This is a genomic window from Scopulibacillus cellulosilyticus, from assembly GCF_042665295.1.
Classification (GTDB): Bacteria; Bacillota; Bacilli; order Bacillales; family Sporolactobacillaceae; genus Scopulibacillus_A; species Scopulibacillus_A cellulosilyticus.
In genome coordinates, this window is the sequence record NZ_JBHTCO010000014.1 from 186,526 (window position 1) to 198,930 (window position 12,405).

Annotated in this window: 12 protein-coding genes, 1 tRNA gene and 1 riboswitch; of the genes, 12 read left to right on the top strand and 1 reads right to left on the bottom strand. The window is 38.8% G+C overall.

Annotated features, from left to right (window positions below):
• Positions 1–151: 151 nt before the first annotated feature.
• A complete protein-coding gene (gene uvrC / locus ACFQRG_RS12175; RefSeq protein ID WP_380966282.1) occupies positions 152–1,924 on the top strand; it encodes an excinuclease ABC subunit UvrC in 1,773 nt (590 codons plus the stop codon).
• A gap of 60 nt (positions 1,925–1,984) precedes the next feature.
• Positions 1,985–2,164, top strand: a riboswitch (Lysine riboswitch).
• A 186-nt stretch (positions 2,165–2,350) separates the two neighbouring features.
• Positions 2,351–3,583 carry an aspartate kinase gene (locus ACFQRG_RS12180; protein WP_380966285.1) on the top strand — a complete coding sequence of 411 codons (1,233 nt, stop codon included), beginning with the start codon at positions 2,351–2,353 and terminating at the stop codon, positions 3,581–3,583.
• A gap of 52 nt (positions 3,584–3,635) precedes the next feature.
• Here the strand turns inward: ACFQRG_RS12180 and ACFQRG_RS12185 are convergent, their stop codons facing one another.
• Entirely contained in the window at positions 3,636–4,121 is a 486-nt protein-coding gene (locus ACFQRG_RS12185) for a YslB family protein (RefSeq protein WP_380966287.1), read from the bottom strand.
• Positions 4,122–4,348: 227 nt separating this feature from the next.
• Here ACFQRG_RS12185 and ACFQRG_RS12190 point away from each other — a divergent pair, with 227 nt between their 5' ends.
• The 10 genes from ACFQRG_RS12190 to ACFQRG_RS12235 all read left to right on the top strand — a co-directional run bounded on the left by ACFQRG_RS12190 (position 4,349) and on the right by ACFQRG_RS12235 (position 12,321).
• Complete coding sequence (locus tag ACFQRG_RS12190; RefSeq protein WP_380966288.1) at positions 4,349–4,972, top strand: succinate dehydrogenase cytochrome b558 subunit; 624 nt, start codon at positions 4,349–4,351, stop codon at positions 4,970–4,972.
• A gap of 16 nt (positions 4,973–4,988) precedes the next feature.
• The gene (gene sdhA / locus ACFQRG_RS12195) at positions 4,989–6,740 is read left to right on the top strand and encodes a succinate dehydrogenase flavoprotein subunit (RefSeq protein WP_380966290.1); all 1,752 of its coding nucleotides are present in this window, start codon (positions 4,989–4,991) and stop codon (positions 6,738–6,740) included.
• Between the two features lie 14 nt (positions 6,741–6,754).
• Positions 6,755–7,516 (top strand): succinate dehydrogenase iron-sulfur subunit, encoded by a 762-nt coding sequence (sdhB, locus tag ACFQRG_RS12200; RefSeq protein ID WP_380966292.1) that lies wholly within the window; start codon positions 6,755–6,757, stop codon positions 7,514–7,516.
• 194 nt (positions 7,517–7,710) lie between these two features.
• Positions 7,711–7,935 (top strand): helix-turn-helix domain-containing protein, encoded by a 225-nt coding sequence (locus tag ACFQRG_RS12205; protein WP_205002706.1) that lies wholly within the window; start codon positions 7,711–7,713, stop codon positions 7,933–7,935.
• Between the two features lie 230 nt (positions 7,936–8,165).
• Entirely contained in the window at positions 8,166–8,972 is an 807-nt protein-coding gene (gene racE / locus ACFQRG_RS12210) for a glutamate racemase (RefSeq protein ID WP_380966293.1), read from the top strand.
• Positions 8,973–9,138: 166 nt separating this feature from the next.
• A complete protein-coding gene (locus ACFQRG_RS12215) occupies positions 9,139–10,200 on the top strand; it encodes a GerMN domain-containing protein (protein ID WP_380966295.1) in 1,062 nt (353 codons plus the stop codon).
• 96 nt (positions 10,201–10,296) lie between these two features.
• The gene (gene rph, locus ACFQRG_RS12220; protein WP_380966297.1) at positions 10,297–11,055 is read left to right on the top strand and encodes a ribonuclease PH; all 759 of its coding nucleotides are present in this window, start codon (positions 10,297–10,299) and stop codon (positions 11,053–11,055) included.
• Entirely contained in the window at positions 11,055–11,660 is a 606-nt protein-coding gene (locus ACFQRG_RS12225) for an XTP/dITP diphosphatase (RefSeq protein ID WP_380966299.1), read from the top strand. The genes rph and ACFQRG_RS12225 overlap by 1 nt, the downstream gene beginning before the upstream one ends.
• Positions 11,657–12,178 (top strand): metallophosphoesterase family protein, encoded by a 522-nt coding sequence (locus ACFQRG_RS12230; RefSeq protein ID WP_380966301.1) that lies wholly within the window; start codon positions 11,657–11,659, stop codon positions 12,176–12,178. The genes ACFQRG_RS12225 and ACFQRG_RS12230 overlap by 4 nt, the downstream gene beginning before the upstream one ends.
• A 69-nt stretch (positions 12,179–12,247) precedes the next feature.
• Positions 12,248–12,321 (top strand) — tRNA-Gly (locus tag ACFQRG_RS12235).
• Positions 12,322–12,405: the final 84 nt, after the last annotated feature.

Below are 12,405 nucleotides of genomic sequence, written 5' to 3' on the forward strand. Positions count from 1 at the left end.
AGTATAAAAGAAAAACATGAAGTCCTTCGGGGCTTCATGTTTTTAATTTATTTCTCGGGAAATGTTGAAAACTGGCGTGACGCATCCTAATATATATAAGTATGTGTATAAAAAATTCTAAGGTGACTATATAACAAAGGAATGAACGCCAATGTCTACCTTAAAAGAAAAGCTTGATTTACTTCCGGCTCAGCCTGGATGTTATTTAATGAAAAACCAGTACGGACAAATTATTTATGTAGGGAAAGCCAAAAATTTAAAAAATCGGGTCCGCTCTTATTTTACAGGATCTCATGATGCAAAAACTCAGAGGTTAGTCAGTGATATATGCGATTTTGAATATATTGTTGTGTCATCAGAGATTGAGTCCCTTATACTAGAAATGAATTTAATAAAAAAACATGAACCTAAATATAATGTCATGTTAAAGGATGATAAGAGCTATCCCTATATCAAGTTAACATCTGAGAAGCACCCGCGCTTGATTATTACGCGGAAAGTAAAAAAGAACAGCGGGAAATATTTTGGGCCTTACCCTAATGCGACAGCTGCTTCGGAAACAAAACGGCTGCTGGATCGTCTTTATCCGCTTAGAAAATGCCGGACACTGCCGGATAGAGTTTGTCTATATTATCATATCGGTCAATGTTTAGCCCCGTGTGTCAATGATATATCTGAAGAAACATATAAAGAAATGACAGATAATATCATCCGCTTTTTAAATGGCGGTCATCAAGATGTCAAACAGGATTTAGAAAAAAAGATGGCAAAGGCGGCTGAAGAACTTAATTTTGAGCATGCTAAAGAGCTTCGCGATCAAATACGTCATATTGAAACGATCATGGAAAAACAAAATGTGCTTTTTGGTGATTTACATGACAGGGATGTTTTTGGTTATGCGATTGATAAAGGCTGGATGTGTGTCCAAGTCTTTTTTATCAGACAAGGTAAACTCATTGAACGCGACGTTTCAATTTTTCCTTTTTATCAAGAACCTGAAGAGGATCTTTTAACATATATTGGCCAATTTTACTTGCATCAAAACCATTTAAAGCCTAAAGAGATACTCATTCCTCAATCCATTAATGATCAATTAGTCAATCAGATGCTTGAAGTTCCGGTTCATCAACCAAAAAGAGGGAAGAAAAAAGAACTTGTTGAAATGGCGGAAAAAAATGCAAAGATTGCCTTGAAAGAAAAATTCGCCTTAATTGAACGGGATGAATCACGGACGATAAGAGCGGTAGAGAATTTGGGCAAGCACCTGAATATTGAAACGCCAAGACGTATAGAAACCTTTGATAATTCGAATATACAAGGTGTCCATCCTGTATCAGCAATGGTTGTTTTTGAAGACGGCAAACCTAATAAAAAAGAATATCGTAAATATAATATCAAAACCGTTAAAGGTCCTGATGATGTCGCCACAATGCGTGAAGTTGTAAGAAGACGTTATTCAAGGGTCCTAAAAGAAAAATCGCCATTACCTGATCTCATTTTGATTGACGGGGGCAAAGGGCAAATGTCAGCGGCGATTGATGTTCTGGAAAATGAATTGGGCCTTACTATCCCTGTTTGCGGATTAGTAAAAGACGAAAAACACAGAACCTCTCAGCTTGTTATGGGTGAGACGCAAGAAATTATCCCTTTGGATCGGAATAGTCAAGAATTTTATTTGCTCCAACGTATTCAAGATGAAGTCCACCGGTTTGCTATCACTTTTCATCGGCAAATTCGGGACAAAAGTATGACAAAGTCTATTTTGGATGATATCCAGGGCATTGGACCTAAGAGAAAGCAAGCCCTGCTAAAACATTTTGGATCAATAAAAAAAATTCGTGAGGCAACTGTTGAAGATCTTATAAATTCAGGACTCCCATCGAATACCGCCAAAAAGGTTAAAGACTATTTAGATAAAAATTAAAAAATCAGTTGTTTACAAAAAGATTCTTTGCTATAATACAAACTAATTTCATAAGAAGCTTTTAGTGATAGAGGCGCGGGTCTCAAGAGTAGACTATCTAAGAATATTGAGATTTGATGATGATAGTTGAAAGGGTGGCTCGCCGAAGCAGAGAAGTGCTCAATCATTTTTTTGCTGGACCTGGATTGAATAAATGCAGGGCTGTCACACTTTTTAAGAGTGTGGAGTACTATCTCAGCATGTTGTAGGAATATCAGCAGCAGTGGGTAGCGCTCACTGCTGTTTTTTTATTGCTATCTATATTCAGAATAATCGATAGTATAAGGTCTGTGCGATCACCGCCGCTTGGCGGGTTAACGATAGCCGGGTTTTCTTTCCTATTCCATCAGCTGGGAACTTATAAAAAGAGAGAGGGGAGAAATCTTAATGACGCTAACTGTTATGAAATTTGGCGGAACATCAGTTGCAAATGTAGAAAAAATAAGGCGTGCTGCACATCGTATTGAGCAAAAGGCCGACTCGGGAGAACAGGTCATTGTTGTTGTTTCGGCAATGGGAAAAACAACCGACCACTTAGTTAATTTGGCAGGAGAAATTTCTAACCGCCCGAGCAAATGTGAACTTGACCTACTCCTTTCAACAGGGGAGCAAGTTACATCCTCTTTATTAGCCATGCTATTAAAGGAAGATGGATATGATGCAGTTGCATTGACAGGGTGGCAAGCCGGGTTTTACACGGATGATACTCATGGAAATGCAAGAATATTACAAATTGAAGAAAGCAAAATTTCCGAATATCTTGAGCAGCAAAAAATTGTAGTTGTGGCAGGGTTTCAAGGAGTGACCCAATCAGGACAGGTCACAACATTAGGCAGGGGAGGCTCAGATACATCAGCAGTTGCGCTTGCATCAGCATTTGCTGCTGATCTTTGTGAAATTTATACCGATGTTACCGGTGTTTTTACGGTTGATCCGAGATATGTAGAAACTGCAAGAAAGCTTGATGAAATTAGTTATGATGAAATGTTAGAAATGGCCTATTTAGGTGCAGGAGTCTTGCATCCAAGAGCCGTTGAATATGCAAAGAACGATAAAATTAAGCTGGTTGTAAGATCTTCATTTTCAAATGAGGAAGGGACTATGGTTAAGGAGTGTGTATCAATGGAAAACCAACGGGCTGTAAGAGGATTAGCTTTTGAAAAACATGTTACTAAGTTGACACTTTTAGATCTGCCAAATGACAAAGACACGCTGTCAAAGGTTTTTAATATTTTAGCCAATGCACAAATTAATGTTGATATTATTATTCAAAATGTTTTTAAAGATGAAGTGACAAACCTTTCTTTTACAATTGATGATAGTTCACTTGCGGATGCTTTAGACGTACTTAACCAAGCCAAAAGGATTCTTCGCTTTAGTGAAATTGATATTGAATCTAATTTAGCTAAAGTATCGATTATTGGATCTGGAATGACATCAAATCCTGGAGTAGCTGCGAAAATGTTTACCACATTAAATGACGATGGAATAAGAGTGAAAATGGTTAGTACTTCAGAAATTAAGGTTTCTACCATTGTAGATGAAAAAGACCTGTCGCTGTCGTTAAATATTTTGCATCAGGCTTTTGAACTGGAAGAAAAAGAAGTTATAGTAAATTGATAATAGGGGAATATAAAAAAATGAGGCTGTCGAATAGTTCGACAGTCCCGTTTTATACTTTATCATTTTTTTGTGAGCTGTTTATAGGTCTAATCATATCCTTAAAGTCCCACTTAACATGAAAGGTTACATGTTTTACCTTTGCGTTTCTTGGTTCAGCAAAGGCTTCTGCCACACAATTTAATTGCCTTTGGAGCTGTTCTGCAAGAAAACCGGCCTCCAGGGAAAATGAGGTATTCGGGTCATCTTTCATCCGGGCTTCAATCAGATCTGATGACAGGTGAAAAGTTATTTTATCTTTTTGCTGATCGGCGACAGTCAGTGTGCCCCAAGCCGCATATGTAAAGAAAGCAACGATGTCTTCTATGGTATCGAGAGGGTATTGGCGGGCCAGTTTTCTGCCGGACCAATAAAGAATTGGCGAAAGTTCTTCACCAAGCAATTCAGGCAACAGAGCATTTCTTAATAATTCGTAACCGAATGCAGAAATTGTCGCATCACCGTAATATTCGGGTTTAGGATATGTAATTTTTGTCATGTTGTATCTCCTCCATCCATTTTATTATAACGAGTAATCAAAAAAAGCTCTATGACAAATGTTCGAAAACGACATTCTTTATTGCCTTGACTGGTTATAGTGATGGGAGTACAATGAACTTGTTACATTTACCAAACTTTTTGTTTGAGGTTGCAGATTCCCGCCATATGGCAAAAAACAACCAAATTCGACAAACTGTCCAAATCATAGGAAAAGGGGGAAAATTAATGGCACAACGGGATTTTGTTAGCCGCAGGCTACACTCATTTTTAGGACTCGTTCCAATTGGATTGTTCCTAGTTGTACACTTGACGGTCAATTACTTTGCAACAAGAGGGCCGGAATCATTTAACAAGGCAGCCGGATTTATGGAAAGCTTGCCGTATTTACTTTTCTTGGAAATCGTTTTCATCTATCTGCCAATTATATTCCATGCGATCTATGGTGTTTATATTGCTTTTCAAGCAAAAACCAACGTTAATCGCTATGGATTTTTCCGTAACTGGATGTTCTTTCTGCAACGCTGGTCCGGAATTTTCTTAGTTATTTTTCTTGCATGGCACATTTGGGAAACGAGAATTGCAATGGCTTTAGGAACAACACTTAACTATGATATGATGGCTAATATTTTGGCTAATAAAGGCATGTTAGTCTTCTATATTATCGGTATATTAGCTGCTGTATTCCATTTTTCTAATGGTTTATGGTCTTTCTGTGTGCACTGGGGACTTATCGTAAGTCCAAGAGCACAACGTATTACTACATATGCTACTGTTGTCGTGTTTATATTATTAGCTTATGTCGGCATACGTGCGGTATTTGCATTTACTAATCCTGGATTAGCATTTTAGTAGGGAGTGAGCCACTATGAGTAAAGGAAAAATTATCGTTGTTGGCGGTGGGCTGGCAGGACTAATGGCAACAATTAAAGCTGCCGAAGCCGGCGTTGCTGTAGATCTCTTTTCAGTAGTTCCAGTTAAGCGCTCACATTCTGTTTGTGCCCAAGGTGGCATTAACGGTGCCGTTAATACAAAGGGTGAAGGCGATTCACCTTGGATACACTTTGATGATACGGTTTACGGCGGTGATTTTCTTGCGAATCAAGCGCAAGTAAAAGCCATGTGTGAAGCTGCCCCCGGCATTATTTATTTAATGGACCGCATGGGGGTTATGTTCAGCAGGACACCTGAAGGGTTATTAGATTTCAGACGCTTTGGCGGCACGCAGCACCACCGGACAGCTTTCGCTGGTGCGACAACCGGCCAACAATTGTTATACGCTTTAGATGAACAAGTTCGCCGTCATGAAGTCGCCGGGCTTGTTAACAAATATGAGTACTGGGAATTCCTTTCTGCTGTTGTTGATGATGAACAAGTATGTAAAGGGATTGTTGCTCAAGATCTTAAATCCATGGAAATTAAATCTTTTGCGGCTGATGCTGTTATTATGGCGTCCGGCGGCTGCGGAATTATTTTTGGCAAGTCAACAAACTCTATGATTAATACTGGTACTGCTTCTTCCGCGCTGTATCAGCAAGGTGTTTATTATGCCAATGGAGAATTTATTCAAATCCATCCGACTGCTATTCCCGGCGATGATAAGCTTCGTTTGATGAGTGAATCAGCGCGCGGTGAAGGCGGAAGAGTATGGACATACAAAGATGGCAAACCTTGGTACTTCCTGGAAGAAAAATATCCGGCTTATGGCAACCTTGTTCCTCGTGATATTGCAACACGTGAGATCTTTGATGTTTGTGTTAACCAAAAACTCGGCATTAATGGCGAAAATATGGTTTACTTAGATTTATCACATAAAGATCCTCATGAATTGGATGTCAAACTTGGCGGCATTATTGAGATTTATGAAAAATTTGTCGGCGAGGATCCGCATAAGGTTCCGATGAGGGTATTCCCTGCAGTCCACTATTCCATGGGCGGCATGTGGGTTGATATTAATCAAATGACTAATATTAAAGGCCTGTTTGCTTGCGGTGAATGTGAGTATCAATACCATGGTGCAAACCGTCTTGGCGCTAATTCACTGTTATCAGCCATTTACGGCGGTATGATTACTGGTCCAAACGCCGTTGAATATATTGATGGATTAGACAAGCATGTTGAAGATTTATCTTCTTCGCTTTATGACCAAAATACTAAGCGCGAACAAGAGAAATTCGAACATATTATGGGAATGGACGGTAAAGAAAATGCCTACGTTCTTCATAAAGAACTTGGTCAATGGATGACTGAAAATGTTACTGTTGTTCGTGAAAACAAAAAGTTATTAGAAACTGACGATAAGCTTCAAGAGTTAATGGAACGTTATCAAAATATTAACGTTAACGATACATCTAAATGGAACAATGGCGGTGCAGCATTTACGCGTCAATTATGGAATATGCTCCAACTTGCACGTGTTATTACAATTGGAGCGTATAATAGAAATGAAAGCCGCGGCGCTCATTATAAGCCTGAATTCCCTGAACGTAACGATGAGGAATGGTTAAAAACAACAAAAGCAAAATTCAATCCTGAGAAAAACGGACCGGATTTTGAATATGAAGATGTGGATGTTTCATTTATCAAACCACGTAAACGCGATTATACGACAAAACATTAATAGGGGGGAAAGTCATGTCTGAAAATAAAACGGTTAAATTTATTATTACGCGGCAAGACGGCCCAAATGCTACCCCTTATGAGGAAACATTTGAAGTTCCATACAGAAAAAACATGAATGTTATTTCAGCTTTAATGGAAATTCGCCGTAATCCTGTTAATGCCAAAGGTGAACAGACTTCGCCTCCGCAGTGGGAAATGAACTGCTTGGAAGAAGTGTGCGGTGCTTGTTCAATGGTTATTAATGGAAAGCCGCGGCAGGCATGCTCAACATTAATTGATAAGCTGGAAACGCCTGTCCGCCTTGAACCAATGAAAACATTTCCTGTTGTTAGGGACTTGGCTGTAGATCGTACTCGTATGTTCGAGGCTCTTAAGAAAGTAAAAGCATGGATTCCAATTGACGGAACTTATGATCTCGGACCTGGTCCGCGGATGGCTGAAACAAAGCGTCAATGGGCCTACGAGCTTTCAAAATGTATGACTTGCGGTGTATGTTTAGAGGCTTGTCCTAATGTTAATAGTAAATCTGACTTTATAGGACCTGCGCCATTATCACAAGTCCGGTTATTCAATGCCCATCCAACCGGAGCAATGAATAAAGCGGAACGTCTGCATACGATTATGGGTGAGGGCGGTCTTGCTTCCTGCGGAAACTCTCAAAACTGTGTTCAATCATGTCCAAAGGGCATTCCGCTTACCACATCAATTGCAGCGCTTAACCGTGATACTGCGATACAAACTTTTCGTGATTTCTTTGGCAGCGATCATCAATAATTTTATTTTTATTCTTGTTCAAACCATTCGACAAATTTTTTCGGATCCTTTGAACAATATCTTAAAGAAACCTCCTGAAAATAGGGAGGTTTCTTTAAATTGTTCAAGTCACAGGATGATGTTAATATTCATATGATATCTTGACTAAATACCTTCCTCATCAGCTCTTTTTTTCGAGCAAGGAGGGGGAATTGTTGAAAGAGAATTACCATCGTCCAAAGCCTTTATTAACAAAAAGGGAAAGAGAAGTTTTTGAACTGCTCGTACAAGATAAAACGACAAGAGAAATTGCTCAAGAATTGTTTATAAGTGAAAAAACAGTTCGAAATCATATCTCAAATACCATGCAAAAGCTTGGGGTCAAGGGCCGATCTCAGGCAGTTGTAGAATTGCTTCGGCTCGGAGAATTAGAGCTTTAATGAAGACCGGCTTTCTTACAGGAAGCCGGCTTTACTTATACTATTAGAAAGTATATCTTTGCAGCAAGTCTCTGTCTTCGCCTCTTAAGGCTTGCCAATCGGCAAGTTTTCTTTATTTAAGAAATTATATTTGATGGAAGCAGCTTATAGAGTTAAAATATAATAGGCCTTTTTATAAAAATAAACACAGATATAAAATAAGAAATATACAAGAAAAATGGGGCGGTTTTTTGAACAAACCAATTGGTGTCATAGACTCGGGTGTGGGTGGCTTAACTGTTGTTAAAGAGATAATGAGACAGTTGCCAAAAGAAAATATCGTTTATATGGGTGACAATGCACGTTGTCCATATGGTCCAAGACCAGCTGAAGAAGTAAGAGAATATACATGGGAAATGACCCGGTATTTATTAGAAAAACATAATATTAAAATGTTAGTCATTGCTTGCAATACGGCAACGGCTGTTGTTTTTGAAGAAATAAAAGAGCTGCTGAATATTCCGGTGATCGGTGTCGTTGATCCGGGTGCCCGCTCGGCTTTAAAAGTAACAAAAACTAACCGTATTGGTGTCATAGGCACGATAGGAACAATTGGCAGTAAAGCTTACGATCATGCTTTAAGATCTATCAATCAAAATGTTTATATTACAAGTTTAGCCTGTCCGCCTTTTGTTCCGCTTGTGGAATCAGGTGATTTAGGAAGCTTGCAGGCAAGACAAATTGTAGCTGAAACGCTAAATCCTCTTAAACTGGAATCAATTGATACCTTAATATTAGGTTGTACGCACTATCCTTTATTAAGACCATTAATTCAAGATGTTATGGGTCAGGATATTTCTTTAATTGATTCAGGAGAAGAAACTGCCAGGGAGGTTAGCACAATATTATCTCATAAAGAACTGCTTGCCAGTGCATCGCAATTGCCGGCGCATCAATTTTATACAACAGGATCGGAGTGTCTTATGTCAGATATCGCCGGGCAATGGCTTCGGTTTCAACCTGCTGTTTTAAAGGTCTCTCTTTCAAATGTAATATAACTTAATTGTTAAGCGGATTATTCTATCATTTACTTTTTAATATTATAAACATTAATGTATTAAAATAACCTTTCTGTTAATTAGGAAAGGTTATTTTTTTATGGTCTACTTTCGATGATAGCTCGTATATATATTAGTACAAACGTTGACAAGGAGGAGGCTTCTTATGCGAGTGTCAGGGAAAACATCCTTGCTTGCTGTTTTGGTTATGTTTCCACTCGTACTTGGCGGCTGCGGATTATATAAAACACACGAATCAACAATCAAGCCCCAGCCGGATAAAGTTAATTATGTAAAACAGAGTGAGAAATTAAATTCAAAATCAGACCAAAAAAGTTCTGCAGCCGAAGACGCAAAAGCAGGTACGGTTTCAAGACAATTGTATTTATTAGATGCAAATGGCAGAGTAACGCCACAAGTTGTCAATCTTCCAAAAAGGAATGATGTTGCAAAACAAGTTTTAGAATATTTGATTCAGGATGGGCCCGTCAGCAATATACTGCCGAATGGCTTTCAAGCAGTAATACCCGCCGGTACAACGATTAATAGTACCAAAGTTGAAAAGAACGGAACATTTGTCGCGGATTTCTCTAAAGACTTTTTAGATTATAAGGCAAATGAAGAAAAAAGCATTTTACAAGCGATTACCTGGACTTTAACGCAATTTAACAACATTAAACGTGTTCAAATTAAAATTGACGGTAAAGTGGAAAAAGTCATGCCTGTTGGCAAAACAGTGATTGGCAAAGGATTATCCAGGGCGGATGGTATCAATACAGAGATTGGTGATGTTGTTGACGTTGCGGCAAGTGATAGCGCAACCATCTATTATTTATCGGAACATGAAGGGCATATTTACTATGTACCGGTAACGACCAGGATTGAGCCGGGCAAAAATAAAATAACTTCAGCTGTTAATGCTTTGATCGACGGCCCTGAAGGTAAAGGATTAATGTCACCATTTGGTTCGGATGTAGAACTTAAAGGAAAACCAGTTATTGAAAACGGCGTTGTTACGTTAGATTTTAATAGTTCACTATTTACGGACAAAAATAAAAAGACCGTGGACAGTGATGCAATTAATTGTCTTGCGCTGACATTAACAAGTCAAAAGGGAATTAATAAAGTCAAGATTGAAGTTAACGGTTCTTCAAAGGTCATGAAAGAATCTGGTCAAAAAATAACAAAACCTGTCACTCGGCCTGAAGTCAATAAAACCGGCGTATAAGAATGACAAAAATATGTTATAGTTATAGGGGTGGCCATTGCCGCCTCTTTTCTTTTAACCTATAATCGTTACCGAATGACATAGGGGGGAATGATCATGAGACGAGATGAACGTCAAAATGATGAATTAAGGTCAATACATATAGAGCCAAACTTCACTATACATCCTGAAGGATCGGTCCTTATTACAGTCGGCAGAACTAAGGTAATCTGCAATGCAACAATTGAGGATCGGGTGCCGCCTTTTATGCGTGGACAAGGCAAAGGTTGGATCACCGCTGAATATTCTATGCTGCCAAGAGCGACAGCACAAAGAAATATTCGGGAGTCAAGTAAAGGGAAAATCAGCGGCCGTACAATGGAAATACAACGTTTGATCGGCAGAGCGCTCCGTTCAGTCGTTGATTTGGAAAAAATCGGCGAGCGAACATTATGGATTGATTGTGATGTTATTCAAGCAGACGGCGGAACAAGAACCGCTTCGATTACAGGAGCCTTTGTCGCTATGGTTTTAGCTTTTAAAAAGGCACAAGAAAATAAAACAATCAAAAATTTGCCAATTAAAACCTACTTAGCAGCAACTTCGGTTGGTATTCATCCGGAACATGGTCCAATTCTTGATTTATGTTACGAAGAAGATTCCACGGCAGAAGTAGATATGAACATCGTTATGACCGGAGCAGGTGAATTTGTTGAAATTCAAGGCACTGGGGAAGAAGCAACATTCAGCGAAGATCAACTGGCCAGTCTGCTTAAACTGGCTAAAAAAGGTATTGGGGAATTAATTGATGTGCAAAAGTCAGTGATTGGAGATATCGAAGCCATTGGAAGTGCTGCAAACCGGAGTGACCGATAATGAAGGAACTTTTAATTGCTTCAAATAATGAAGGGAAAATAAAAGAATTTAGAAAATTATTTCAGGCTTTTAATATTCATGTTTCATCATTGCGTGATTTAGAAAATCCAATTGATATTCCAGAAACAGGAACGACTTTTCATGAAAATGCACAATTAAAATCTGAAGGCATTTCAACCCGCTTTGGGAAGATGGTTATCGCCGATGATTCCGGGTTAGTAATTGATGCTCTTAATGGCCGGCCCGGAATCATCTCGGCCCGTTTTGCCGGATCAGAAAAAAATGATAGCAAAAATATCGACAAAGTTTTAGATGAATTAAAAAATGTTCCTATGTTAAAAAGAACAGCCCGTTTTGTTTGTGTTCTTGCTATTAGTGCACCTGGTGTGCAAACTCAATTTGTAGAAGGTGTATGTGAAGGGATCATAACTGAAGAACGTATCGGAGACCAAGGCTTTGGCTACGATCCCATTTTTTATCTTCCCGGCCTTGGGAAAACAATGGCAGAACTAACAAGTGAAGAAAAAAATAAAATTAGCCACAGGGCTATAGCGATGCAAAAGCTGATGGATGTCTTGCCTAAATGGATGGAGGGTGAGTCATGAAAGTTTTAATTACAAGTGATAGTCATGGATTAACTCGTGAACTGAGTGAATTAGTTGAACGTCACCAAAGCGATGTCCAATTATTTATTCACTGCGGTGACTCTGAGTTACCTTCTGATGCTGAAGAAATGATGCCGTTTAATGCGGTTAAAGGTAATTGTGATTTGTCTTCGGCAGGTTATCCAAATGATCTAATTAAAACCATTGGTGATTTAAAATTTTTTGTGACTCACGGTCATTTGTATAATATTAAAATGTCTCCTATGAATTTGTTATATAAGGCGGATGAAACCGGCGCAGATATTGTTTGCTTCGGACATACTCATAACGCTGTATCGTTCCAAGAAGGGAAGAAAATTTTTATTAATCCCGGCAGCTTGCGTTTGCCAAGAGGCATTGATGAGAAAACTTATGTTATTTGCGAGATAAATTATAAGAAAAAAGAAGTTTACGTCAATTTTTATAATCAAGACGGAGAACCTGTCCGGTCGTTAAGTAAAACATATTGTTTGGATTAGAATTTTTAGATTAGTGGTTGACAGTGTACGATTTATCATATATATTTATTATTGTCGTTACACTGTATTGCGGGTGTAGTTTAGTGGTAAAACAAGAGCCTTCCAAGCTCTGGTCGTGGGTTCGATTCCCATCACCCGCTCCATTAATTTATGATCGACACTACGGTGTGGATCATCTTTGCGAGATCATATCAGTTGTACCCTTGCGGTGACCCATTAATAACTTC